Below are 23,197 nucleotides of genomic sequence, written 5' to 3' on the forward strand. Positions count from 1 at the left end.
CCTTTCTATTTTGTTCTCCTTATATTTTGCCTAAATCTATTAATTATGCTAAAATAATATATTGTGTAAAATGAAACGAATAATGTATATAGGAGTTGTTCAGCATGACAAGCAAATTTGAGGTTGGTCAAATAGTTGACGGAAAAGTAACAGGCATTCAACCCTACGGCGCATTCGTTGCGTTAGATGAAGAAACACAGGGATTAGTTCATATATCTGAAGTAACACATGGTTTTGTAAAAGATATCAATGAACACTTATCTACAGGTGATGAAGTAAAAGTTAAAGTATTAACGATCGATGAAGATAATAACAAAGTATCTTTATCCATCCGTGCTACAGAAGAAGCACCGAAGAAAACAGAGAAGCCGCGTAAGCAGCAAACTCATACTACTAGCACACAACAAAACAATGACACAGCTGGTTTCAATACCCTAAAAGATAAACTACAAGAGTGGATTGACCAGTCAGGTGAACGTGATTCATTCAAGAAATAAGTAGAAAGGGAAACTCAAATAAGAGTTTCCCTTTTTTTGCTAATCTTCACTCTACTCTCTTGCTGAGCTCATACAGATTAAAACAAGCAAATACGTTCTTATTATAAAGCAATGTTAACTATGTTCGAGATTAGCCATCAACGCGTTCAGGTTCTTTTTGATTGGCAAATGCTTCATCTGTTTTAAATAATAGAGGAATTAGCACAAGGCCACTAATACCTACTATTCCATAAATAATTCTTGCTAACGCACCACTTTGTTCTCCTCCGCCAAAAATAGCTGCCACTAAATCAAATTGAAATAAGGCGATTAGTCCCCAGTTAACAGCTCCAATTATTGTTAAAGCTAAGGCTGTACGTTGTAAACCATTCATGATCGCATCCTCCTTTTATTAGTGATCACACCTAGTTTTTACTGCTTTTTAAAGAAATATGCAGAGTTCTTTTCTTGATTTCGACCTAATGCTTCGGTAAAGTTAATATGGAACAATTAATCGACAAAATGGACATAAGGAGGCAAAAACGTGACACATGTTTCGTTTACGTATGATAAAGCACTATCTTTCTTCAACCAAGAGGAAATAACTAACATGGCGGGCTTTGTTGAGTCTGCACACCAAGCATTACATAATAAAACAGGTGCAGGAAATGATTACTTAGGTTGGATTGACTTACCAAGCAATTATGATAAAGAGGAATACAGCCGAATTAAAAAGAGTGCTGAGAAGATTAGAAAAGATTCCGATGTTTTACTAGTAATTGGCATCGGTGGTTCTTACCTTGGCGCCCGTGCAGCAATTGAAATGCTGACACATTCTTTCCAAAACCTTATTTCCAAGGAAGATCGCAACGCACCACAGGTTATCTTCGTTGGTCACCATATGAGTTCAACATATGTAAATGAACTTTTTGATGTATTAAAAGATAAAGATGTATCCATCAATGTTATTTCTAAAAGTGGTACAACGACAGAGCCGGCTATTGCCTTCCGTATCTTCAAAAAGTTTCTGGAAGAAAAATATGGGGTAGAAGAAGCGAAGCAGCGTATCTATGCTACAACAGACCGCGAAAAAGGGGCACTAAAAACATCTGCTGATGAAGCTGGCTACGAAACTTTTGTAATTCCGGATGATGTAGGGGGCCGCTACTCCGTGCTAACAGCCGTGGGGCTATTACCGATCGCCGTAAGTGGCGTAGAGATTGATCGCATGATGGAAGGTGCACAAGCAGCTGAGAAAGATCTTTCTACTTCTTCTCTTGAAGAGAACCCTGCCTACCAATATGCTGTCGTGCGTAATGTTCTATACAATAAAGGCAAAACAATTGAAATGTTAATCAACTATGAGCCACAGCTTCAGTATTTTGCTGAATGGTGGAAACAATTATTCGGTGAGAGCGAAGGAAAAGACCAAAAAGGAATCTATCCGTCTTCTGCTAACTTCTCAACAGACCTTCATTCCCTTGGACAATACGTACAGGATGGAAGAAGAGACTTATTCGAAACGGTACTTCATGTAAATAAATCGAAGAAAGAAGTCCTAGTTGAAGAGGAAGCGAATAATTCAGATGGCTTGAATTACCTTGCTGGTAAATCGCTTCACGAGATTAATGACAAAGCATTCCAGGGAACACTTCTTGCCCACACAGATGGTGATGTTCCAAACTTAATCGTAGAGGTTCCTGAACTTGATGCTTATACATTCGGCTACCTTGTCTATTTCTTTGAAAAATCTTGCGCGTTAAGCGGCTACTTACTTGGTGTAAATCCATTTGATCAACCAGGTGTTGAAGCATATAAGAAAAACATGTTTGCTTTACTTGGAAAACCAGGCTTTGAAAAAGAAAAAGAAGAACTGGAAAATCGCTTGAAGTAAAGATAGAGTGTAAATAATTACCCATAATAAAAACCCTGTTAACAGGGTTTTTATTTTGCTGTTATATCTACAAGTTTCCAACCTTCCACCGTTTCTTGAAGCATAAAAACCATTGACACCTCATTTTCCTCTCTTTGCAGAAAAGATATGGTAGCTTCTTTACCTTCTCGTTGTTTTACTAAATAACTTAAAGTACTATATTGATTATTCCAAAAATGACTTTCAGACTGCATTAACAATTCCTGCCGCAAGCTTTCTGTCCCCTGCTCGATTATCGAGTGATCATACAACTGTATGGCATGGTCAATCTCACCTCGTTCAATGCTATATAAATATAGGGAAACCACTTCAAGAGGAGATAATTCTAAAAGAAAAGCTTTCTCATTTTCTTCTGCGAAACGCTTAAAATCTTCTATTGTTCTTCTCATTAAAGGCCAATTGTCCGTCCTTGTAATATCCCCTACCTGTACATCTTCAAACTCTTCATCCATCATAATGGAAAGTTCATCAAACACGTAGTAATCTAAATGCTCCCAATCGACTTTACGGTATTCTTGCACTGCTTTGTTTACAATACTCCAGTACACCGAATCCTTATGACTTGCTAAAAACCACTCTAGTTCTTCCTTTTTCCTCTCTTTTTCTACATCTCCCAGCAGATAAAAATTTAGCAATTCCGTCGCACGCCAAGATAGAATATCTGCTGCCTTTGATGATATGGAATCTCCTTGATATGTATGATGAATTGCTTCTAATTCCAACAAATCACTAAAAATGTCTTCCATTTGGAAGGTCTCCATTTCATCTATAAACAAACTCATTGATCCGGAATTTTCTGCCATAAACTGAAATAAGGCTTTATCACCTGGGAGGTGTTCCCAGTTTTCGATCTCATCAAGCAGCCATTTAAAATTTTGTACGACAGAGATCCCTCCATCGCTTACCGAAGCTACCATATATCCTTGTGATTCTAAAGTCCGTATCATCTTGTCAACTGCATCTATTCCTGAAGATCTTCCTTCCATTAATGCATTTCTTATTTCTTTCATTTCATGGACTGTTTTATTTTGGAAGACATCTTTCGTCCACAAATTATGTAAAAACTCACTGAGGGAAAAATGAAATTTCTCTAAATCCTCCATTAAAGCCAAATATGATGCTTCATCAGAAGCTTGCAGATCATTGTAGGCTTTTACAAGCATAGTGGGCGTTCTAAGTAAATTAGCTATCTCCTCTTTTGCTTTGTTAATTTCATCTGTCCGAATACTTTCGCTTGTATTTTCCGCAATTTGTTTCGCTTCCTTTACCTCAGGAAAAGTATCTACATTGTTTAAACCTAATTGACCAGCAAACACTTTCTCCTTCTCTAAAAAGTACTCCTCTACTGAAACTTTCTTATCTGTCAAACCATCCTGCTCTTTGACATATTGAAAAGCACTTATTACGGCTAAGACAATGCAAAGGATAATGAAACCAAAGAGGTATAAACGCTTTTTTCTTAAATTCTTAAATGATGTATTTTGCTCATAGTTAGGGACCATAAACACACTCCTTTAACAATGATAATAAAAAGTAAAAATAATTTTTAATTGAATGTTTTAAACCATTCTATGCCGGGTAATACTATCAATGTAAGACTTTCTCGTATTCCCCCTGTAGGCAAAGCGTTTGTAACGCTTTGCTTTTTTTTTGCTTTTTTTGCAATCAACTAGAAGGTTCCTTAATTGTAAAACAGGTTTCATGCAGAACGTACTCAAAGTTGCTATACTTATTAGTATAATAGAAATGAATAAGGAGGAGTATATAATTGGGTAATTTTGATATTTTACATAACCGTAAAAACACACGATCTGTAAAATGGGACATGCTTCAGCCAGTTTTTCAAACAGAAGACGTGCTGCCAATGTGGGTAGCTGATATGGACTTTATGGCTCCTGAAGCTGTAAATAATGCCATTATAGACAGAGCAAGGCACGGAATTTATGGCTACACGATCGTTGATCAGGCTGTAAAGGGTACAATCGAAAAATGGATTAAAGAACGTCACGATTGGCAAATTGACCAAGGATGGTTGTCCTTTAGTCCTGGTGTGGTTACAAGCTTACACATGGCTATTCAGGCTTTCACTAATGTAGATGATAAAGTTTTAATTCAAACACCAGTGTATACACCTTTTTATAAAGTTGTAGAAAGTCATAATAGACAAGTGGTTAAAAATCCACTTGTTTATGAAAATAACACGTATCATATTGATTTTGCAGATTTTGAAGCAAAAATACAGGATGGAGTAAAAGCATTTATTCTTTGCTCCCCACACAACCCAGTTGGTCGTGTATGGACAAAAGAAGAGTTAACAAAATTGGCAGACATATGTATGAAACATAACGTGCTTATTATTTCGGATGAAATCCATTGTGATCTTGTTTTTCCAGAGAAAAAGCATATTCCAATTGCTTCCTTATCAGAAGACATTGCAAATCAAACCATTACATGTATGGCGCCGTCTAAAACCTTTAACCTTGCTGGATTACAAGCTTCCTATGTTGTGACTCCTGATAAAGAGAAGAGAAAAAAGCTAGAAGAGCATTTTAGTAAACAAGGTGCACATATGCTCAATATTATGGGAAATTCCGCATTAGAAGCTGCCTATTCACATGGTGGTCCATGGCTTGATGAATTGCTTGAAGTACTTGAGGATAACAAAAATTATGTAAAGAAAATGTTTGCAGAACACGCGAGTCAGTTAAAGGTGATTGATTCTGAAGGAACCTATTTGTTATGGATTGACTGCAGTAGCTTGGGAATGGACCATAAAGCATTAAAGAAATTCATGATAGAAAAAGCTCGAGTCGGGTTAAATACAGGAATTGAATACGGAGAAGAAGGTAAACATTTTATGCGGATGAATATCGGCTGTCCGAAAGCAACTGTAGAAGAGGGAGTTCATCGGATCATCCAGGCTATCCAATCTATGTAAGTAACAAGGCCGAACAGCGTCAGTTTTAATGATTTATGCTGTTCGGCAATTTTTTTTAGGATTATTAGCTTTCTTCCTGCTCTTCATTAAACTCTGTTGGATCTGTCGGAGATTCCTCTGTACTTTCTTCGGGGTTTGTCTTTAATTCACCACAAGCAATTCGTACTCCTCCGCCTCCACCAGGCTGGGTTAACCCATCATCAGGCCCTTCCTGAACGACAAAGGAAGTTCCTTCTTCTTTTAGTAAAGAGTTTTTCCCTTCCATTAAAGTAGCCCCTGGAAGCATTAGTTCAGCGTCTACCAGTCCCCCAGCATCGGCCTCAATATTTGGCAAATCGCCAAGATGTGGCCCATCTGGATGCATGAGACCATGCTCTTTTCCTTCAGGGTTATAATGATTCCCAGCGGTGGTAAAATCAGGTCCTTCGCATTTTGGAAACTCATGCACATGGATCCCATGAAAACCTGGTTTCAGTCCCTCTAATTTCACTTTTACTTGAACGCCATCTTCTTGCTCGCTCAACGCCACTGTCCCTATCATATCACCTGAAGCATTATACATATCAACCGTTTTCATCTTTTCCGCATTTGATTGACAAGCTGTAAGGAAAAGTATTAATACAAAAAAAACGAAGCGCATACGAAATACTCCTTTTAAATATTTTAGGTTAGTATTCGCCACTTCGTTAACTTTCATGAATGATAGAGGAGTTAAATTTACTCTCTCCCCTGATTGTCATTTAATTCTTGCTCATAGTTCTCTTTGAACGCCTGCTCCTCTTTTTTTGAACGTTTATAAAAGAGGTACATGACGATGCTTGCTGCGATCATAAAGATAACTAAGGTAATGATAGCAGGTATGTACTCTGTTTTATCTTCCGGAAAATATAAAAATGGCATCATTTTACTTCACGCCTTTCTGCTTTACATTATAGCAAATAATAGCCATTAACCAAATGGCAAGTATTAATGTTCGCTAAACTGTTACATTTTTGGCAAAATGTAAAATAGGAGGGTTTGATGATTATGACAGATAAGCAAATTGGTGACAAAGTAAAGGCACATTATAAATCTGGAACATATTTAGGAAAAATCGTGCAAGATCGTGGAGATAAATTTCTTGTTGAAGTATTAGCTGTATGGAAACATCCTATGCAAGGGGATCTGCACAATCCAAATCAAACGGAGGGGGTTTTTTTCCATGAACGAAAAGCATTAGCTTTTCACGAAAAAATGAATGTAAGAAAGCCTGCTGTACATAGCTTTGAAGATACGATACCCGATTACAAAGAATCCTTATTAGAAGCCGTACAAACTTACAAGGAAATACTTAAACAAAAGGATACGCCTTATAATCGAGAGGCACTTGCCACATTAGAACGGCTTGAAAAGGAATATAAGTAGTTGTGGTGGTTTCATCTTTCTTTGAAAAAAGCTGTACCTTTCTTTGAAAGGACAGCTTTTTTCTATACCTTATTCACCTAAGTGTTCTTTAATAACTTCTTCTACACCTTTAAGTGCTTCTTCTTCGTCACTACCATTAGCAGAAACTGTAATTTCAGCTCCCTTTGGAATTCCAAGTGACATAACACCCATAATGGATTTAAGGTTTACATTTTTGCCATTGTAAGAAACTTCTACTTCTGACTCAAATTGTCCAGCTTTATTTACTAAAAGTGTAGCTGGGCGTGCGTGTACTCCTGTATCCGCAGTAATTGTAAATGTTTGTTCTTTCATTGTGTATCATCCTTCCAACCATAATATTCATAGTATGTACCATTCCCTAGTACAACGTTCATTATAAGTGAATAACTGAACTAAATATATTATATACAAAAATAGAACTTTTTGAAACAAAAAAGCCCACTTTTTTAATTCATTTGTTTTTACTAGCTTGTTATGATAACGTTTATTTGGAATATCAAGCAAATCAAATTGGAGGGAACTAACATGAGTGTTCATATAGGTGCAAAACAAGGGGACATTGCCGACAAAATTCTACTTCCTGGTGATCCACTACGCGCAAAATTTATTGCGGAAAACTTCTTAGATAATGTCACACAATATAACGAAGTTCGAGGCATGTATGGCTTCACAGGTACATACAAAGGAGAAAAGGTGTCTGTACAAGGTACAGGCATGGGGGTGCCTTCTATCTCCATTTATGTAAATGAATTAATTCAAAGCTATGATGTGAAAAAGCTGATTCGTGTAGGTACATGTGGAGCCATCCAGGAAGACGTAAAAGTTCGTGATGTTATTTTAGCGCAAGGATCCACGACTGACTCACAAGTGAACCGCATGGTCTTTCAAGGAATTGACTATGCTCCTTTAGCGGATTTTGAGCTTCTAAAAAACGCTTATGACGCCGGGTTAGAAAAAGGACTGAATTTGCGCGTTGGAAATGTATTTACTAGTGATACGTTCTACCGGGATAATGCAAAAGAAGTAAATGCATTACTTGCTAAATACAAAGTATTGGCTGTAGAAATGGAAACAACTGCACTCTACACATTAGCAGCTAAATACGGCCGCCAAGCACTTTCTGTTCTAACAGTTTCTGATCATATTATTACCGGTGAAGAAACTTCTGCAGAAGAACGCCAAACCACGTTTAATGAAATGATGGAAATTGCCTTAGAAGCAGCAATTAAATAACGTTTAAATGAAAAATTAGCGGATATTGTTTGAATCTCCCCGGGAGCAGGTTCAAACAATATCCTTTTTTTGTAAAATAATTTAATCAAAAGTACTACCCTTTTTGTTAACCACAAAAAAAATAGGTTGACAATATACTTTCTTTTTAACTATTATGATAGAAAGGAGGAATAGTAATGCCCACAAAACCTATTGACTTAACATTCGGTGCCGTATTTGTTTGCTTAATGGCAATCGGTGCCAATATCACAGTTTGGTTCCCATTTTTAGCTGTACCAATTGGCGGTACCTCCGTCCCATTATCTTTGCAAACCTTTTTTGCCATCCTTGCTGGAATGATGCTCGGAAAAAAACGTGCAAGTATTGCTATGATTACATATATACTTGTCGGAACAGCAGGACTCCCCATTTTCTCTGGATTGTCTGCTGGACCTATGCAACTGATTAGCCCAACTGGTGGTTTTATTTTTTCTTTCGTTTTTATTGCTTTTTTTGTAGGATGGATAACTGAAAAACAGAACAAACCAGGTCTGGCTCTTTATTCCTTCGCTGGTTTAGTAGGCGTTGCCTTTAACTATGGGATTGGTGTGACCTATATGTATGTAGCAATGAATACATGGCTTGAGCTTTCCATTACCTATGAATTAGCTTGGATGGGAATGATTCCCTTTTTAATAAAGGATATTGCGCTCTCCTGTTTGGCTGGAATATTTTTAATCCAACTAGCAAAAAGGGTCCCCGCTAATTGGATCTATGCAAAAGCCTCCTAAAGATAAACATGGCAGCACTTGTTCTAATTAACAGTTTCAAGATTTCCCTGTTGAGGTATGATATTATAGAGATAAGAAAAAATACCGCATCAGGAAGGATGTTACGGATTTATGGATTTATTCCTAAATTTCCCTTTATGGGCTGCGCTTGCTGCCATCGTTTTTGCCCAGGTTGTAAAAATACCAATAAGGCTTATTGTTACAAAGGAATTTAAACCAGGCTTGGCCTTTAGTACAGGAGGCATGCCAAGCAGTCACTCTGCAGCAGTTGCCGCCTTGACAACAGGTGTTGGTATTGTAGAAGGTGTAACATCCACAACCTTTGCCGTAGCCTGTGTGTTTAGTATTATTATCATGTTCGACGCCTCTGGGGTACGCAGACAAGCCGGGGAACAGGCCGTTGTATTAAACCAACTAATTAAAGACTTTCAGATGTTTGTAGATGGAGCAAAGGACTGGAATAAAAAAGAAGAATTTGAAAAGCGTCAAGAGCTTAAAGAATTGCTCGGACATCAGCCGATTGAAGTTTTCTTTGGCGGCTTATCCGGAGTACTCATCGCCTTTCTTTTATACCCTCTTTATTAAGAGATCCTAAATCATTAGCAAAAGCTATCTCGTTAAGATTGATGTGAAACACCTGCACTTTTTCATTTTATCTTCCGCTATTATGCTGTTTATCCCGCCTTAACTGGCAGTAAGATCCCCACTTCAAGAATGCGGGAAATCAAGCAGTCTAAGTGAGGCATCAACTGCCAGTAAAGGTCCGATTCGTTCACCTAACATTTGGCGGAGGGAGGAAGGGACTCCCCACCAAATGTTGCACTTTATTCTATAAAGAATAAAGAAGGAAGCTCGCCATTTTTGGCAAGCTTCCTTCTTTATTAACTTTCTGTGATTTGCTGTCTAAACACCTGCAATGCATCTGTTTCATTTAATTCTTCAAGCTCTTCTTCTGTAAGCGTCCCATCGCCTAATTCAATTAAGTGAACGTCAAGCTGTTTCTTTCCCCACTGGCTATATACATCTTCTACCGTATGGAAATATAGATCAATCTTATTCCCTGTAATAGCACTACCCTTGTCGGCTACAACGCCGTAACCGTACCCTGGAATAAACAGAATCGTACCAATAGGATAAACATTTAAATCTGCAGCTATAGTAGAATATAAATCTCGCTTTACTTGCACACCTGAATAGGTTATACCATATTCAGGGTGGTCTGGAGATTTCCCTGTTGATTCTACACCAGCTGTGTAACCTGTTGCTACCACCTGTGAAGTTGGATACTTGTCAAGATTAGCGGCTTCTTCAAGGGTTTTGGGTCCTTCAATTTCATCACTTGAAATATACATTTTCTTTGGCTCTAAATAGTTCAATTCTTTTTTCTGTAAGGATGATTGCCTGTGCTTTAATTGTGTGAACGTTTTTTCTGTGTGAACAGGTTCATAGTCAGCCCACATCCGGACATCCGCAAACGAAATATTGGAAATGGATGTAATAGTGACAAGGAAGGCCGCTACAAACAACGAAATCATACATGCTCTTCGAATTATTTTTTTGATTTTCATGATTAACACCTCTCTGGATGTCATCATTTCCAATCTAGTAATATTTTATTCAAAGAAAAATAAATTCTCATAAATATTCTGTATTTTTACGTAACTCGTTCATGTCTTAGAACATTTGATAACCACTTTTTCGTAACATCTTAATAACGATACCAGATACAATGGCTCCAACAAAGCCAGCTAATAGAATAGCAATATCAGCAGCTGTAATGGATAAGAATTTTGAATATGCTTCCGTAACCGCTTCCCCTGGATTTCTAAAATATTCTAATGTCGACATATCGTCTACAATCATGACTACCACTACTGGGTATAATACAGCCATTAGCCATGTTTTTCTTAAAAGCATATTTAAAATAAAGGCAATGCCAAAAAAGATAACAAAATATAATACGATAGAAACAATTAATTGAACCAATTGTGCCACTTGTGTCTCTCCTTCCAGTTACCGCCAGTAAAAATTTCATACAAATTCCATTTTATACGAAAGCAATAGAAAAGTACACGCTATGTTTGTATTCAATTAATAAATAAAAAAAACAAAGTGACAAAATGCCACTTTGCATGTATTAGTAAAAAATATTGAACTTACCCTTTTTCATTAAAAGGCTAGGTCCTCCTAGCTTTAATAGATAACGATTATCGCTCATTTTTTTCATAAACGTAGCTTTCCAGCCAAACAACTTATATTGATTAAACAGAACAGCAATCCCATCATTATGTCCTAACGACGCAATTGTCCCTAATAGTTTTGGTGTAAATTCTTCTAATTCTTTTTCATTAATAAAAGCTTTTACATTATGCGCAACAGTTGTTGATTGTTGTATAGCTATCTGTGCTGTAGGAGGGAAAGGTCTGCCTGTTTCCGAGTTCATGATTAATGTACAATCACCGATGACAAAGACATCATCGTAGTCCGGTGTTCGCATATCTTTTCGAACCTCAACTTTCCCGCGATTTGTAATAAAACCAGAATTCTCTACGATAGAGTTAGCTTTTACACCTGCTGCCCAAATAGTTGTCATGGTTGGAATTTCTACAAGTCTTCCATCTTTTTCATATGTCACTTTGTCAGCAGTACACTCTTTTAATAAGGCCCCTGTTACAAATTCCACTCCTCGAGACTCTAGAGAATTCATTGCATATTCCACCAATTGTGGGTCAAAACCTGGTAAGACAGTTGGAGATCCTTCAATATTAATAATTCGAACAAGATGCTTATCAATATCATATTCCTCACAAAGTTCCGGGACACGGTTGGCAATTTCCCCTAGGAACTCAACCCCCGTAAAACCACCGCCGCCAACTACAATATTAATTCTGGCTTGATTTTTTGGCTCTTCATTATGATACCGTGCAAAATTATATTCCAAATGATCTCTAATTAAGCGTGCACTGTTAATATCTCCAATGGTAAAAGCATGCTCTTCAAGACCGGGTATACCGAACGTTGCTGCTTCAAACCCTAATCCAATTACCAGTACATCATAATGAAGGTCACCGTTTGCTAATTTGACCTTTTTCTCATCTGGCTTTATATTAATGACGTTATCTTGAACAAAGCGTACTCTGTTTAAATTCACAATATCCTTAATCGAAATCCGCGTTCGGTCTTGATGCAAGGTCCCAGCGGCATTTTCATGCAACCATGTTGTCTGGTAATGGTAATCATTTTTATTTACCAGCGTAATATCCGCTTCGTTGATCCCAATACTCTTTTGTAGTTTGACTGCAGTCATGATGCCTCCGTAGCCTGCACCCAAAATAACAATATGAGGGTTTTTCATGATAATCACTTCCATTTATGATTTTCTATTAATTCGTTATGTTAATATTTCTTTATTACGTTACCAAACCAAAGTCTCTAGACATCAGTCATTATTTTAGAGTTATCATTCTTTCTGTATAGATGCTTTAAAAATCGACATACTAAAAAGGCATGCTCGCATCGTATAAGGAGGGATGGATTCCCCATGCCCTTTCCTTATTGGTTTAACATATTTTTACAAGTTTGTGACAAATTTCACTTACTAGACTACTACTATATTTATGCTTCCATTCTATATCCCCGTTAAACTAATCCGTTTTACACAACTGTCGGCATTACGAAAATATAATCATTTGTTACATAATTGTAATATAGCACACTAAGTAATAGTATATCTTTCCTTTCAAATTATCAAGCCTTTCTTCTACTTTCTTAATTATCAATTTATTAACAGCACGTACATAGAGCTTTATCGGCGTTTGACCAAATTAGCCTAAGCCACACCAAAGCCTTTTTCAGTTAAGTATGATACGATAGGATTTGTTGAGGAATTAATTGTAATGGAGGTATATAAGCATGACAGAGAAGGTTTATGATGTCACGATTATTGGTGCAGGACCAGTTGGTTTATTCACCGCTTTCTATGGTGGAATGCGCCAAGCGAGTGTGAAAATCATTGAGAGTTTACCACATACCGGGGGACAGCTTACTGCCTTGTACCCGGAGAAATATATATATGATGTTGCAGGATATCCAAAGGTACGTGCACAGGAACTAATTGATAATTTGGAAGAACAAGCAAATATATTTGACCCTACTATTGTTCTTGAACAATCCATTGAAGAAATTGAAAGACTAGAAGACGAATCGTTTAAGCTTGTTTCGAATACTGGTGAGATTCACTATACGAAAACCATCATTATAACTGGTGGAAATGGCGCATTCCAGCCACGCCGTCTAGAGGTTGGAAATTGCGAAGAATATGAAGGGGTTAACCTGCACTATCATGTAAAGGATATGAATCAATACAAGGACCAAAATGTTGTTCTGCTTGGTGGTGGAGATTCAGCAGTTGATTGGGCACTTATGCTTGAACCGATCGCCAAGAAAGTAACACTTGTTCACCGTAGAGATAAGTTTAGAGCACATGAACACAGTGTAGAAAAGCTAATGGAATCCAATGTTGAAATTTTAACCCCATTTGTGCCGAATGATATCGTGACTAGTGACCGAATTGAAAAAGTCTTATTTGAAGAAGTAAAAGGGGACAGGCAGGTAGAGCTTGAAGTAGATGCTGTATTGTGTAACTACGGGTTTGTATCATCGCTTGGACCAATTAAAGACTGGGGATTAGAAATAGAAAAGAATAGCATTGTTGTGAATTCTAAAATGGAAACAAACATTCCAGGAATTTATGCAGCAGGAGATATTTGTACGTACGATGGTAAAGTAAAACTAATCGCTACAGGATTTGGGGAAGGACCTACTGCAATTAATAATGCGAAACAATACATCGACCCGAAAGCAAGAATTCAGCCGAAGCATTCTACTAGTATGTTTTAATGTGCAAACCTTGATTTAATACAAAGAAAAGACCAAATCTTAAACGATTTGGTCTTTTCTCGATATATATTTAATAAAACAAAACTACTTAACAATCCCCTGGTGTTCCTACTTTATCTTTCGTTCTGAACGATGAGCCACAGCCACAGGAAACAATGGCATTCGGATTATCAATACTGAATCCGCCACCCATCATATTTTGCTTATAATCAATTTTAGTACCTTCAATAATCGGAATATCCTGATTAAAGAATACTACTGGTACACCGTTTATATCTTCAATTGTATCCAGTTCTTCATTTACCTCATATTCAAAGCCCAATGAATAGGATAACCCACTACATCCACCGCCTTTAATTCCAAAGCGTAGACGTGCACCAGCGGACTCTTCCTTCATCATTTCCTGGATTTGATTTGCCGCATTGTCGCTAATTGTGATAACCATCCCTTAGACCCTCCTAATCGTAATCATTACCTTTAAGTATACAAAGGAAACTAAGAAGATTCAACTATTTGCTTCTCTCCCGTAATAAAAGAGCCCAGAAGCAACCGTCCGAGCCTCCCCACTCATCCAGACCTCTCCATTTTCCGCCCAGTTAATAACCAGGTCTCCTCCCTGTAAATGCACTGTAACATCCTTTTGGCGAGAAACACGCCCATTTAACGCAGCAGCTACGACTGCCGCACAAGCCCCTGTTCCACAAGCTTGTGTAATACCAGAACCTCTCTCCCACACGCGAAAATGAAGTTCCTTTTCGGAAATAACCTGAATAAATTCTACATTTACACCTTCAGGGAAACGGGTGTCTTTTTCGATGACTGGCCCCAGCTCATACAGTGGAGCATCTTTTATATCTTCTACAAAAAAGACAGCGTGAGGATTTCCCATGGACACAGCTGTTACTTTTAAAGACTGATTTTCTACCAAATAGTCCTCGCTAATGACAGCCTCTATAGCATCCCCTAACATCGGAATGGCTGCTCTCTGTAAGATAGGTTCTCCCATATTTATTGTTACATAGTCTACAGTTCCCTCATTAGGAAAAACCTCTGCTTGGACAATATTTGCTTTTGTTTCAATTTGAAAAGTAGGCTTGGTGACAATGCCGTTTTCAAAAGCATATTTAGCTGTGCACCGAAGGCCATTGCCACAGCTTTTCCCTTCTGAGCCATCTTTATTAAAAATTCGCATCCCGACATCTGCTCTGTCACTCGGATGGATTAAGATCATGCCATCCGAACCAATTCCTCTATGTACATCTGCCATTGCTTTCGCGATCCCTGACATACTTTCTTCTTCCATATGATATTGGAATAAATCCACATATACGTAATTGTTTCCTAGGGCGTGCATTTTTATAAAAGGTATTTCCATTCCTATCACTCTTTCTAGTTAGACTGCAGGGAAAGGCCATTTCGGTCTAACTCCTGGTAAATCGTTTTTAATTTAGGGATTCCTTCCGCAACAAGCTCGTCGTTAACCATTACAATTGGGTAAAACAAGTCTTCTTCCAGGATTCGTTCCACAAATTGCTGATGAGCTTCTACGTCTGGTGGGTTATTAATATCAATGTATTCATAATGAACCTGATCTGTTTTATATTTTCTTCCTATTGCTGCCTGAAGCCATTCATAGGTGTCCTTTGATCCTGGTGCACCAACACAGCTGGCACAAATCTGGTTTGATCCATAAACGATAATCGTGACTTTTCCGTGCTTCATTAAAAGCCCCCCTTTTTCGGTTACTTATATTTTACAAAATGTTTGATTAAAGATAAAATATAAGTAACTGATCTAGGATAAAACATAAATTCAGATAGATTTTTACATGATTTCGTTTTATAATGATGATAAGGAAAGGAGAAGATGGATAATGCAAGAACAGGTTCAGGAAGTTTTAAACAAGCTGCGCCCTTTTCTACTGCGTGATGGTGGAGATGTGGAACTAGTTGATGTCGATGACAATGGCATTGTACTTCTTCGTCTTATGGGTGCATGTGGCAATTGTCCAAGTTCTACGATTACATTAAAAGCAGGAATTGAACGCGCTCTAATGGCTGAAGTGCCAGGCGTAACAGAAATTGAGCAAGTATTTTAATGCAAAAAAGATATAGTAGGAAGTAAAGGCAGACATTGCGTCTGCCTTTTTTATATTCACTATTTCACTTCTGTTATGGCACCTTTTCCTTGATGAACGCTCTTCACATTATCAAGACAAAGTTGCAACATTTTGGTCCTTGTTTCTACACTTGCTGAGCCAATATGTGGCAGACAAACCACATTTGTTTTATTTAGTAACGGATGTTCAGAACGAATTGGTTCTTCTGCGAATACATCAAGGCCTACTGCAGCAATCTCTTTTGCTTCAATTGCTTCCAGTAAGGCACTCTCATCGACAACACTTCCACGAGATATGTTAACAAATACAGCAGTTTGTTTCATTTTACGAAATGCTTCCAAATTAAACATATGCTTTGTCTCCTCAGTAGCTGGGACTACAGATAGGACAAAGTCAGCCTTTTCCAGCAGCTTCGTAAACGATGCATAAGTAGTACCAATTCTTTTCTCCGCTTCTTCTTTCCGAGATCGATTATGATATAAAATCTCCATACCAAATCCTTTAGCCCTTCTTGCAATGGCTTCCCCTATTCTACCCATGCCAACAATACCGATTATTTTACCATGAACGTCGGTTCCAGCTAATAAATATGGTGACCAGTTTTTCCATTTATCTGCCTTTATATATTGGTTGGCCTCCACAATTCTTCTTGCACTTGCCAGTAGAAGCGCAAAGCCTAAATCGGCGGTGGATTCTGTTAATACTCCTGGAGTGTTTGTGACTACAACCCTCGCTTTAGCCGCTTCTTCCAAGTCAATGTTATCGTAACCTACCGCCAAATTAGCAACAACTTGAAGTGCTTTTCCCGTACCGAATACTTCCTTATCCATTTTGTCGCTTAGCATACAAATAATTGCCTGCGATTCTGCAACCTCTCTTAGTAGTATCTCTCTAGGGACTGGCTCCTCTTCCTTATGCCACATATCAACTGTAAAATAATCTCTATAAGGGGCTATCACTTCCTCAGGAACCCTTCTAGTTATATAGAGCTTTGGCTTCTTCATCGTCCCATCCCTCCCATTATGTTGTTACAGCCAGTGTAACACAGGGATTTGTAAAGAGGTATAATCCAACCCGACCCAATTATAAAACTCCCGGAGATTCTTTTGGTATTCCTCCTGTATGGTTAGTAAGCTAGAGAATTCGAGATAAGCGTCCTCAAGCGTCTGCCCCCGCATGACCATATCGAAATGGTCAAAAAAATGGACGGGATACAAAAGCCTAGCATACAAAAGACGCCAGCTGAAAATAGATAACGACCTTTCTGTCTGATAATCACGTAAAAATGCAATGACCTCCTCTAGTGGAGTATTGCTTAAAAGCAGGCTTCTTACGTATTCTGCTAAATCACGTACGGGGTGATCAAATACAATATCATCCAACCAGATGATGGATTTTTGCAGGTTATCTCTATAGCGGTTAAAACAAATTGTACCCTGATCTGTTTCATCAAACCTGCTCTCCCGTTCACTTTCCTGCAAATATTGGATAGCATTCTCACTTAAACCAATTAAGTATGGCAATGTATCCATTACCAACCGGAAGTAATCATTTGGTGTTTCTTTCGCAGCGATAGGGATATGCTTTTCATAGGCTTCTAATTTCTCAATCCATAAGGTTTTCCATTGCCCATAACTCGAAACCTGCTGTGGCTCAAAGCTATAAAGGCTACCTAATGTATGAAAGGATGCTAGAGCCAGCCCGCCGCTTCCTCTTTTGGTATGATTCAGCTGCTGAGCCATGAGGACCATATACGTTCTATTATCATATTCCGTAAACCAGTCCCCGTTTACATTTGCAACAGGAATCGCAGTATGCTGATAGTTACTTTCTAACAAATAGTAAGCTAGCGCTGCCTGTTCCATATGAATAATTTCCCTGTTATCAGATGAGATGGTAAAATAAACATATTCGTCTTGTTTGTAACCATCTCTTCCAGCTAATACTACTTTCTCATTTGCTTGGATATTATAATGTGTGGAAAGCATGGTTTCCATTGACAATATGATCACACCCTTTGCTAGTTCTGAAAGTTACATCTGCTCCCTTTTATTAATATGAGAAACCGCAAGGAACATTCAGCTCCTCTTTGGCAAGATTAGTACTAATGTATGTATTAAAAGGTAAATTCTTAACCAAATTTAAAAGGAAAAGGTGATGGACATGGATGAAAATACGAATCAAAGTGAATTGGAACTAAAGGCAAGGCAATGGCTTAGCCAACGCGGGGTTACCCTGGACGATATTGCTGAACTAGTATATTACTTACAATCAAAATACCATGAGGATTTGAGCATGGAGGTTTGTAGGCAGAATGTAGATAGGGTTTTAACAAAAAGGGAAGTTCAAAACGCGATCCTTACAGGAATCCAACTAGACGTGCTCGCAGAACAGAAGAAGCTCGATCAGCCATTGCAAAAAACAATTGAAACCGATGAAAGTTTATATGGGGTCGATGAAATTATTGCCTTATCTATCGTGAACGTTTACGGTTCTATTGGGTTTACGAACTATGGGTATATTGATAAACAAAAGCCAGGAATCTTAAAGAAATTAAATGATAAATCAACAGGAGAATGTCACACGTTCCTCGACGACATTGTTGGCGCTATTGCCGCTGCTGCCTCAAGCAGACTAGCACACGGTTCAGCTGATGATAAATTGATCGACGAATAAATACATTGTCCAAACGTTATTATATGAGATAAAGCAGGAGGCCCTTCAACTAGGACCTCCTGCTTCTTTGCTGCTAATTAGTATGAATTATTATTCTCAACCCATTCTTTTAAGCTGTGTACATAGTAAGTCGGTTTTTTCGCAAAGTACTCCATATGGGCAAACGGTGTGACCCCGGTGAACACCATCAGCGTATCGAGGCCAGCTCGTATACCTGCTTGTATATCTGTTTCGTAATTGTCTCCAACCATCATAGTCTCTTCTTTTGTGGTTCCTAGAATCTCTAATGCCTGCTCCATAATAATTTTCTCCGGTTTCCCGATAAAAATCGGAGAGACACCTGTACTAACTGAAACAACAGATGTAAGTGAGCCATTACCCGGGAGCAATCCTCTCTCAGTAGGAATGGCTACATCGCCATTGGTAGAAATAAAGGTCGCACCATTACGTACAGCTAAACAGGCCTTCGCTAGCTTTTCATAAGTGATGTGCCGATCGATACCAATAACTACGACATCACAGTGCTCGTCATTAGATACCGTTAATCCCTCTGCCTCTATTGCTGCTTTAACACCTTCTTCTCCTATAACATAACAGGAGGCATTTTCATTTAACTCTTTTATATACTTCGCTGTAGCCAAGCTTGTTGTAACAACGTGTTCAGGTGAAGCATGTATTCCAAATTGATTAAGTTTGAAGGCCACATCAGCTTGAGTCTTGGAGGAATTATTTGTCACGAATAGATAGGGAATATCCTTTGTCCGTAAGTGCTCAATAAAACCAGCAGCATCCGCGATAGGCTCTTCTCCTAAATACATCGTACCGTCTAGATCAATTAAATATCCTTTATAGCTTTTCATATTTTGCTTCCTTTCTTCTGACTAGCGATACAAATACTTTTATCCTTCATTTGAAAAAGCATTCGCCACACCGAGCTCATTATCTAAATAAGTGCGAACATGTTGGGAAAACTTACTTAATTGAGGCAAGCTTTGATCAAAGGTCTGATAAATCACTTCATGATCCACATTTAGATAGTCTACTACCAGCATTTTTCTTAAGCCAATAATTCGCTTGTATTCGTCTCCTTCTGTTTCTGGCAATACTTTTTCATCAAGCAATATATCAATAATATCCTCATAGCTTCCAGGATCGCGCATGATAAACCCATCAATCATCATATTTCCTACGTCTAGAATCGCTTCAATGGAGATATGGCTGATTCTTTCTATAGCCATTTTCTGTTGAAAGGAATTGATACGGATCTCTTTCATTTCTGCTAACATGTTGTCTAAGTATGTAAGACGTTGCTCTATTTTACTTCGGTCTACAAAATACATATCCCTGACTCCTTTAAAATGGTTATAAGTAACAGCTATGCTATCTAGTATTATTTTAGCATATTACACATGCTATCAAGATACAAACATGTTATAGTTAAGAAAATGTCAAAATAATGGAAAAGAGGGGTCGTATGGGACAGAAGTTTGAAATACTAAAAGATGAGACGAAAACCAAGGAATTAAGGTATATTAGTTTTATGGGCAATTACCAACGCTATGATTTTGCCTTAATGAAACATGAAGAAAACCCTGAAAAAATGGTGGTCATTCACCTGCAGAAGAATCGTTTTATCGTACTAGGAAAAGAAGATCTCGATAACCAACGCAATATTGAACATTTCCTTCACGAAACTGCAATGGAAGCAGATGAAGTACGAACATTTTTAAAAGAGATCTTATAAAGTGACACTTCATTTGTTGGGGGTTTCCCTTCCTCCCCACCAGAAGTGAATGAATTAGACCTAAACTGGCTGTTGATCCCGGGGGTCTTACTGCCGTTAAGGCGGGATAAAAGTTAACAGATACCTTACCTAAGGAGAAAATGAAATGGAACGTATTGATTCTGTCTTAAAAGAGAAGATACTAAAAATGGACGCCACCGCTTTGGCAGAATGGATTCGCAAACACAAAATAACGAGCAGTGAAGTTGTTTCTATTTATATCGAACATCAAAAAAAGGTTAATCCTCCAATTAATGCAGTCGTTGAAGATCGTTATGCACGTGCAATGGAAGAAGCAACATCACTTGATGAAAAAAAGTCTACATATAAACAGTTACCACCTTTATACGGTGTTCCAATTACGGTGAAGGAATCCTTACACGTCTCAGGCATGAAAACGACTAGTGGGCTTGAACATCGTCAAGACTTAATCTCCAGGGAAGATGCTCCTGTCATCACCCGACTGCAAGAAGCTGGGGCAGTTATTATGGGTAAAACAAATACACCAGCACTGTGCTTTAGTCAAGAAACCGACAATAGGCTTTATGGAAGGACAAATAACCCGTGGGATCCCGCACGTTCAGCAGGTGGATCAAGTGGTGGGGAAGGAGCAATTCTAGCTGCAGGAGGATCACCTGTTGGGATCGGTTCCGATATAGGTGGCTCCATCAGATTCCCCGCCCATTTTAATGGAGTGATTGGCTTTAAACCAGGCATGTATAGAGGATTATCGGCTGGGCATTATCCAACTGTAAAGTCCTCCTTGCAAGAAAGGATGCTAACAATCGGGCCAATGGGTAGATCGGTTCGTGATATGGAATTACTATATTCAATTCTATCCCCACACTCTACTACGAATCGTTACTTGCAATTCTTTAAAGTGGAAATAATTCCAAGTACAATTAATTATCCGATCTCTGATGCCACCATTTCCATGATGGATAACATTGAAAAATTTCTCACTGAATCGTTTTCAACAAATCGCTTTATTCCTCCTTACTTTGAAGAAAGTGCATTGCTTTGGCAGGAAATTTTGGCAAGCGAGGGTGGTGAGCTTATTGAAAAGTCTGCATACCAAAACGATCGCTCCAACCTGCTAAAAGCTTTTCTAAGAGAGAAAATGACGAAGCGTACCTCTGTAGATCCGTATTTGTCTGTGGGGATTCTTGGTTCAAAGCTGTTTAGGCCATCTAAGAGCAGAGTGAAGGAGATTAAAAACCTTCTCTCCCGAGGTGATGAAGTGCTGGGAGACTATTTAAAAAATCGTTTACTCCTATTACCTGTTTATCATACTGGAGCACTAAAACACGGAAAAGTGTATAAGGAGATATTTTCATTGCGGAAAACGTTTCTTACCTATATGCCATTTGTGGCTTACGCAAATGTTTGGGGATTACCATCCTTAACTGTTCCTATTGGGGAAGATGAAAATAAGATGCCTATAAGCATACAGATTATGTCAGCTAACGGTAACGAGGATGCGATCTTTCGTCTAGGTAAAATTCTCGAGAAAAAATTCAGAGGCTACAAATCCATTCCATCAGTTGACGAACACCAGTAATTGGCATGATTGAGATATGCCACGTAAACAGGCACCAGCTTCCCACCCAACTGATAAAGAAGAAAAGGAGTAGCCTAGAGGCCACTCCTTTTCTTCTTTATTATCCATCTGTACAGCTTTTATATTTGCTATGTTTCGTTAACTCTCGACTGTTTTCTTTACTTTCGCGCTTTTTATCTTCTGAAGTACAAAATAAGCACAGCCGAAATTACAATACTCATATAAATAATCGTCAAGCGCACTAATTTTGGCGTCTTGAGCTGCTTTATGATTTTGGTCACTGTAAAACCCTTTTAATCGTAATTGGTCATAACCCCAGTCACCAACAATATAGTCGTATTTCGAAAGGATGTCCGAATGCCGTTCATTTAAGACTTTTTCATTGAAGCCGTCTTTGACATTTTCAATCAACTCATACTGTTTGCCATTTAGTTCAATCATCGCTTTCCCCCCACATGTTGCTCTCATTTTATCATATTCGACCTTAAAGTGAAACTTTCTATAAAGTGCTTCCTGCCTCTACTTGCCAAGTAAAAGATATTTTTTCATGCATGATTTTCCGTCAGAATTACAAACTAGAAAAGAAACAAAACTGAAAAGGAGCAATCACATGAAAATAAAACATTTTGCAGTAGGCGCAATCACTTTATTTACCCTTACCGCTTGTGCAAACAATGAAAATGCAATGGATGAACGGGATGATATTGTAAATGAGCTTGATCCCTCCGTGGAGCAACAGTCAGCAGAAGACGAAGCAATGAATGACAGACTTGGCTATGTTCACTATACGAAAGACCAAGTAGAAAACAATGAGCAAGGAGATCAAGAAGCATCCATTGATCGTACACAGGTAGCCAACACAATTAGCCGACTTGCCTTAACTGGTGAAGGGCTAGAACAGGTTGCCACACTCGTTACAGATGAAGAAGTCCTCATTGCTTATGAAAAATCTGAAGGTGTAGATGAGAAGGAAGCTGCCAACATCGCTAGAAAAACAGCAGAATCCGTGATCCCTCGCTATTACGAAATATATGTCTCAGATAATGATAGCTTGATCCAAGATATCCAAAGTTTGCATAATTCGCGCACAACAGATAAAGGGTATGAGAATACCGTTGATCAAATTATAACTGAAATGAAAAAATCTCCACAAGGCAAGGGAGATAATTTGAAGGACATGAATAATAACGAATAGGTTATACGATATAAGGATCTTCTCCAACATAAGAGGATCCTTCTTTTTTATGTATAGAATCGAACAACCTAACGAAAAATAAAGTGAAACTTTAACTATTCTCTCCGCCAAACATTTTGTGATTACCGCTACAACCAACTTGTTTTTGAGGATTATAAGGTGAGCTTGTAAATGCGGATAACTAACTAA

29 protein-coding genes are annotated in these 23,197 nt (G+C 38.2%); 13 read left to right on the plus strand and 16 right to left on the minus strand.

The window, feature by feature from the left end:
- The first annotated feature begins 104 nt into the window (after window positions 1-104).
- The gene (yugI, locus tag LG273_RS12500; RefSeq protein WP_404454006.1) at window positions 105-497 is read left to right on the plus strand and encodes a S1 domain-containing post-transcriptional regulator GSP13; all 393 of its coding nucleotides are present in this window, start codon (window positions 105-107) and stop codon (window positions 495-497) included.
- 130 nt (window positions 498-627) lie between these two features.
- On the opposite strand, the gene LG273_RS12505 is transcribed toward yugI, so the two are convergent.
- Window positions 628-870: a DUF378 domain-containing protein gene (locus LG273_RS12505; protein ID WP_379561738.1), complete on the minus strand. Its 243-nt coding sequence runs from the start codon at window positions 868-870 to the stop codon at window positions 628-630.
- Window positions 871-1,020: 150 nt separating this feature from the next.
- Here LG273_RS12505 and LG273_RS12510 point away from each other — a divergent pair, with 150 nt between their 5' ends.
- Entirely contained in the window at window positions 1,021-2,370 is a 1,350-nt protein-coding gene (locus tag LG273_RS12510) for a glucose-6-phosphate isomerase (protein WP_404454009.1), read from the plus strand.
- 50 nt (window positions 2,371-2,420) lie between these two features.
- On the opposite strand, the gene LG273_RS12515 is transcribed toward LG273_RS12510, so the two are convergent.
- Window positions 2,421-3,911, minus strand: coding sequence for a hypothetical protein (locus tag LG273_RS12515; RefSeq protein WP_404454011.1), 1,491 nt, complete (start codon window positions 3,909-3,911; stop codon window positions 2,421-2,423).
- A 266-nt stretch (window positions 3,912-4,177) separates the two neighbouring features.
- Here LG273_RS12515 and LG273_RS12520 point away from each other — a divergent pair, with 266 nt between their 5' ends.
- On the plus strand, window positions 4,178-5,347 hold the full coding sequence (locus LG273_RS12520) for a MalY/PatB family protein (protein WP_404454013.1): 1,170 nt from the start codon (window positions 4,178-4,180) through the stop codon (window positions 5,345-5,347).
- Window positions 5,348-5,411: 64 nt separating this feature from the next.
- On the opposite strand, the gene LG273_RS12525 is transcribed toward LG273_RS12520, so the two are convergent.
- Together LG273_RS12525 and LG273_RS12530 are read right to left on the minus strand one after the other, a co-directional pair.
- Window positions 5,412-5,987 (minus strand): superoxide dismutase family protein, encoded by a 576-nt coding sequence (locus LG273_RS12525; RefSeq protein ID WP_404454015.1) that lies wholly within the window; start codon window positions 5,985-5,987, stop codon window positions 5,412-5,414.
- A gap of 77 nt (window positions 5,988-6,064) precedes the next feature.
- Window positions 6,065-6,250, minus strand: coding sequence for a hypothetical protein (locus tag LG273_RS12530; RefSeq protein ID WP_379561743.1), 186 nt, complete (start codon window positions 6,248-6,250; stop codon window positions 6,065-6,067).
- Window positions 6,251-6,367: 117 nt separating this feature from the next.
- Between LG273_RS12530 and LG273_RS12535 the strand changes: the two genes are divergently transcribed.
- On the plus strand, window positions 6,368-6,751 hold the full coding sequence (locus LG273_RS12535) for a kinase-associated lipoprotein B (protein ID WP_404454018.1): 384 nt from the start codon (window positions 6,368-6,370) through the stop codon (window positions 6,749-6,751).
- Between the two features lie 69 nt (window positions 6,752-6,820).
- On the opposite strand, the gene LG273_RS12540 is transcribed toward LG273_RS12535, so the two are convergent.
- The gene (locus tag LG273_RS12540) at window positions 6,821-7,084 is read right to left on the minus strand and encodes a phosphocarrier protein HPr (RefSeq protein WP_379561745.1); all 264 of its coding nucleotides are present in this window, start codon (window positions 7,082-7,084) and stop codon (window positions 6,821-6,823) included.
- A gap of 213 nt (window positions 7,085-7,297) precedes the next feature.
- Here LG273_RS12540 and deoD point away from each other — a divergent pair, with 213 nt between their 5' ends.
- The 3 genes from deoD (at window position 7,298) to LG273_RS12555 (ending at window position 9,360) form a co-directional block, all read left to right on the plus strand.
- The gene (gene deoD, locus LG273_RS12545; protein ID WP_404454021.1) at window positions 7,298-8,005 is read left to right on the plus strand and encodes a purine-nucleoside phosphorylase; all 708 of its coding nucleotides are present in this window, start codon (window positions 7,298-7,300) and stop codon (window positions 8,003-8,005) included.
- Window positions 8,006-8,181: 176 nt separating this feature from the next.
- Window positions 8,182-8,775 carry a biotin transporter BioY gene (locus tag LG273_RS12550; RefSeq protein WP_404454023.1) on the plus strand — a complete coding sequence of 198 codons (594 nt, stop codon included), beginning with the start codon at window positions 8,182-8,184 and terminating at the stop codon, window positions 8,773-8,775.
- A gap of 111 nt (window positions 8,776-8,886) precedes the next feature.
- Entirely contained in the window at window positions 8,887-9,360 is a 474-nt protein-coding gene (locus LG273_RS12555; protein WP_404454026.1) for a divergent PAP2 family protein, read from the plus strand.
- 296 nt (window positions 9,361-9,656) lie between these two features.
- Here LG273_RS12555 and LG273_RS12560 read toward each other — a convergent pair whose 3' ends face one another.
- From LG273_RS12560 to LG273_RS12570, 3 genes are all read right to left on the minus strand, one after another.
- Window positions 9,657-10,343, minus strand: coding sequence for a 3D domain-containing protein (locus tag LG273_RS12560; RefSeq protein ID WP_404454028.1), 687 nt, complete (start codon window positions 10,341-10,343; stop codon window positions 9,657-9,659).
- Between the two features lie 106 nt (window positions 10,344-10,449).
- Window positions 10,450-10,761 (minus strand): YuiB family protein, encoded by a 312-nt coding sequence (locus LG273_RS12565; protein ID WP_404459542.1) that lies wholly within the window; start codon window positions 10,759-10,761, stop codon window positions 10,450-10,452.
- A 151-nt stretch (window positions 10,762-10,912) separates the two neighbouring features.
- Window positions 10,913-12,130, minus strand: coding sequence for an NAD(P)/FAD-dependent oxidoreductase (locus LG273_RS12570; RefSeq protein ID WP_404454031.1), 1,218 nt, complete (start codon window positions 12,128-12,130; stop codon window positions 10,913-10,915).
- Window positions 12,131-12,687: 557 nt separating this feature from the next.
- Here LG273_RS12570 and LG273_RS12575 point away from each other — a divergent pair.
- On the plus strand, window positions 12,688-13,674 hold the full coding sequence (locus LG273_RS12575) for an NAD(P)/FAD-dependent oxidoreductase (protein WP_404454034.1): 987 nt from the start codon (window positions 12,688-12,690) through the stop codon (window positions 13,672-13,674).
- 88 nt (window positions 13,675-13,762) lie between these two features.
- Here the strand turns inward: LG273_RS12575 and LG273_RS12580 are convergent, their stop codons facing one another.
- Genes LG273_RS12580 through LG273_RS12590 form a run of 3 tightly spaced genes read right to left on the minus strand, consistent with a single transcriptional unit; the run spans window position 13,763 to window position 15,396 of the window.
- Complete coding sequence (locus LG273_RS12580; protein WP_404454036.1) at window positions 13,763-14,119, minus strand: HesB/IscA family protein; 357 nt, start codon at window positions 14,117-14,119, stop codon at window positions 13,763-13,765.
- Between the two features lie 60 nt (window positions 14,120-14,179).
- Window positions 14,180-15,049: a diaminopimelate epimerase gene (gene dapF, locus LG273_RS12585; RefSeq protein ID WP_404454038.1), complete on the minus strand. Its 870-nt coding sequence runs from the start codon at window positions 15,047-15,049 to the stop codon at window positions 14,180-14,182.
- A 14-nt stretch (window positions 15,050-15,063) separates the two neighbouring features.
- Window positions 15,064-15,396, minus strand: coding sequence for a YuzD family protein (locus LG273_RS12590; RefSeq protein WP_404454040.1), 333 nt, complete (start codon window positions 15,394-15,396; stop codon window positions 15,064-15,066).
- Between the two features lie 151 nt (window positions 15,397-15,547).
- Between LG273_RS12590 and LG273_RS12595 the strand changes: the two genes are divergently transcribed.
- Window positions 15,548-15,772, plus strand: coding sequence for a NifU family protein (locus LG273_RS12595; protein WP_036574679.1), 225 nt, complete (start codon window positions 15,548-15,550; stop codon window positions 15,770-15,772).
- 59 nt (window positions 15,773-15,831) lie between these two features.
- On the opposite strand, the gene LG273_RS12600 is transcribed toward LG273_RS12595, so the two are convergent.
- Together LG273_RS12600 and LG273_RS12605 are read right to left on the minus strand one after the other, a co-directional pair.
- The gene (locus tag LG273_RS12600; protein ID WP_404454043.1) at window positions 15,832-16,797 is read right to left on the minus strand and encodes a 2-hydroxyacid dehydrogenase; all 966 of its coding nucleotides are present in this window, start codon (window positions 16,795-16,797) and stop codon (window positions 15,832-15,834) included.
- Between the two features lie 24 nt (window positions 16,798-16,821).
- Window positions 16,822-17,805, minus strand: coding sequence for a hypothetical protein (locus LG273_RS12605; protein WP_404454046.1), 984 nt, complete (start codon window positions 17,803-17,805; stop codon window positions 16,822-16,824).
- Window positions 17,806-17,956: 151 nt separating this feature from the next.
- On the opposite strand from LG273_RS12605, the gene LG273_RS12610 reads away from it, so the two are divergent.
- Window positions 17,957-18,469, plus strand: a complete 513-nt coding sequence (locus LG273_RS12610; RefSeq protein WP_404454049.1) for a phosphatidylglycerophosphatase A — start codon at window positions 17,957-17,959, stop codon at window positions 18,467-18,469.
- A gap of 77 nt (window positions 18,470-18,546) precedes the next feature.
- On the opposite strand, the gene LG273_RS12615 is transcribed toward LG273_RS12610, so the two are convergent.
- The gene (locus tag LG273_RS12615; RefSeq protein ID WP_404454052.1) at window positions 18,547-19,329 is read right to left on the minus strand and encodes a TIGR01457 family HAD-type hydrolase; all 783 of its coding nucleotides are present in this window, start codon (window positions 19,327-19,329) and stop codon (window positions 18,547-18,549) included.
- Window positions 19,330-19,368: 39 nt separating this feature from the next.
- Window positions 19,369-19,809 carry a DUF86 domain-containing protein gene (locus LG273_RS12620; protein ID WP_404454055.1) on the minus strand — a complete coding sequence of 147 codons (441 nt, stop codon included), beginning with the start codon at window positions 19,807-19,809 and terminating at the stop codon, window positions 19,369-19,371.
- 134 nt (window positions 19,810-19,943) lie between these two features.
- Here LG273_RS12620 and LG273_RS12625 point away from each other — a divergent pair, with 134 nt between their 5' ends.
- On the plus strand, window positions 19,944-20,213 hold the full coding sequence (locus LG273_RS12625; protein ID WP_404454058.1) for an SAV0927 family protein: 270 nt from the start codon (window positions 19,944-19,946) through the stop codon (window positions 20,211-20,213).
- A 145-nt stretch (window positions 20,214-20,358) separates the two neighbouring features.
- Entirely contained in the window at window positions 20,359-21,813 is a 1,455-nt protein-coding gene (locus tag LG273_RS12630) for an amidase (protein ID WP_404454060.1), read from the plus strand.
- 138 nt (window positions 21,814-21,951) lie between these two features.
- On the opposite strand, the gene LG273_RS12635 is transcribed toward LG273_RS12630, so the two are convergent.
- Complete coding sequence (locus LG273_RS12635) at window positions 21,952-22,254, minus strand: YutD family protein (protein ID WP_404454063.1); 303 nt, start codon at window positions 22,252-22,254, stop codon at window positions 21,952-21,954.
- A gap of 169 nt (window positions 22,255-22,423) precedes the next feature.
- Between LG273_RS12635 and LG273_RS12640 the strand changes: the two genes are divergently transcribed.
- Window positions 22,424-23,008, plus strand: coding sequence for a YhcN/YlaJ family sporulation lipoprotein (locus LG273_RS12640; protein WP_404454065.1), 585 nt, complete (start codon window positions 22,424-22,426; stop codon window positions 23,006-23,008).
- Window positions 23,009-23,197: the final 189 nt, after the last annotated feature.

Source organism: Oceanobacillus kapialis (assembly GCF_044790185.1).
Lineage (GTDB): Bacteria > Bacillota > Bacilli > Bacillales > Amphibacillaceae > Oceanobacillus_B > Oceanobacillus_B kapialis.

Bases quoted from the DNA above. Each gene is read 5' to 3' on its own strand.
- yugI (WP_404454006.1), top strand. From the start codon at position 105: ATGACAAGCAAATTTGAGGTTGGTCAAATAGTTGACGGAAAAGTAACA.
- LG273_RS12505 (WP_379561738.1), bottom strand. From the start codon at position 870: ATGAATGGTTTACAACGTACAGCCTTAGCTTTAACAATAATTGGAGCT.
- LG273_RS12515 (WP_404454011.1), bottom strand. From the start codon at position 3,911: ATGGTCCCTAACTATGAGCAAAATACATCATTTAAGAATTTAAGAAAA.
- LG273_RS12525 (WP_404454015.1), bottom strand. From the start codon at position 5,987: ATGCGCTTCGTTTTTTTTGTATTAATACTTTTCCTTACAGCTTGTCAA.
- LG273_RS12530 (WP_379561743.1), bottom strand. From the start codon at position 6,250: ATGATGCCATTTTTATATTTTCCGGAAGATAAAACAGAGTACATACCT.
- LG273_RS12535 (WP_404454018.1), top strand. From the start codon at position 6,368: ATGATTATGACAGATAAGCAAATTGGTGACAAAGTAAAGGCACATTAT.
- LG273_RS12540 (WP_379561745.1), bottom strand. From the start codon at position 7,084: ATGAAAGAACAAACATTTACAATTACTGCGGATACAGGAGTACACGCA.
- deoD (WP_404454021.1), top strand. From the start codon at position 7,298: ATGAGTGTTCATATAGGTGCAAAACAAGGGGACATTGCCGACAAAATT.
- LG273_RS12550 (WP_404454023.1), top strand. From the start codon at position 8,182: ATGCCCACAAAACCTATTGACTTAACATTCGGTGCCGTATTTGTTTGC.
- LG273_RS12555 (WP_404454026.1), top strand. From the start codon at position 8,887: ATGGATTTATTCCTAAATTTCCCTTTATGGGCTGCGCTTGCTGCCATC.
- LG273_RS12560 (WP_404454028.1), bottom strand. From the start codon at position 10,343: ATGAAAATCAAAAAAATAATTCGAAGAGCATGTATGATTTCGTTGTTT.
- LG273_RS12570 (WP_404454031.1), bottom strand. From the start codon at position 12,130: ATGAAAAACCCTCATATTGTTATTTTGGGTGCAGGCTACGGAGGCATC.
- LG273_RS12575 (WP_404454034.1), top strand. From the start codon at position 12,688: ATGACAGAGAAGGTTTATGATGTCACGATTATTGGTGCAGGACCAGTT.
- LG273_RS12580 (WP_404454036.1), bottom strand. From the start codon at position 14,119: ATGGTTATCACAATTAGCGACAATGCGGCAAATCAAATCCAGGAAATG.
- dapF (WP_404454038.1), bottom strand. From the start codon at position 15,049: ATGGAAATACCTTTTATAAAAATGCACGCCCTAGGAAACAATTACGTA.
- LG273_RS12590 (WP_404454040.1), bottom strand. From the start codon at position 15,396: ATGAAGCACGGAAAAGTCACGATTATCGTTTATGGATCAAACCAGATT.
- LG273_RS12595 (WP_036574679.1), top strand. From the start codon at position 15,548: ATGCAAGAACAGGTTCAGGAAGTTTTAAACAAGCTGCGCCCTTTTCTA.
- LG273_RS12600 (WP_404454043.1), bottom strand. From the start codon at position 16,797: ATGAAGAAGCCAAAGCTCTATATAACTAGAAGGGTTCCTGAGGAAGTG.
- LG273_RS12610 (WP_404454049.1), top strand. From the start codon at position 17,957: ATGGATGAAAATACGAATCAAAGTGAATTGGAACTAAAGGCAAGGCAA.
- LG273_RS12615 (WP_404454052.1), bottom strand. From the start codon at position 19,329: ATGAAAAGCTATAAAGGATATTTAATTGATCTAGACGGTACGATGTAT.
- LG273_RS12620 (WP_404454055.1), bottom strand. From the start codon at position 19,809: ATGTATTTTGTAGACCGAAGTAAAATAGAGCAACGTCTTACATACTTA.
- LG273_RS12625 (WP_404454058.1), top strand. From the start codon at position 19,944: ATGGGACAGAAGTTTGAAATACTAAAAGATGAGACGAAAACCAAGGAA.
- LG273_RS12630 (WP_404454060.1), top strand. From the start codon at position 20,359: ATGGAACGTATTGATTCTGTCTTAAAAGAGAAGATACTAAAAATGGAC.
- LG273_RS12635 (WP_404454063.1), bottom strand. From the start codon at position 22,254: ATGATTGAACTAAATGGCAAACAGTATGAGTTGATTGAAAATGTCAAA.
- LG273_RS12640 (WP_404454065.1), top strand. From the start codon at position 22,424: ATGAAAATAAAACATTTTGCAGTAGGCGCAATCACTTTATTTACCCTT.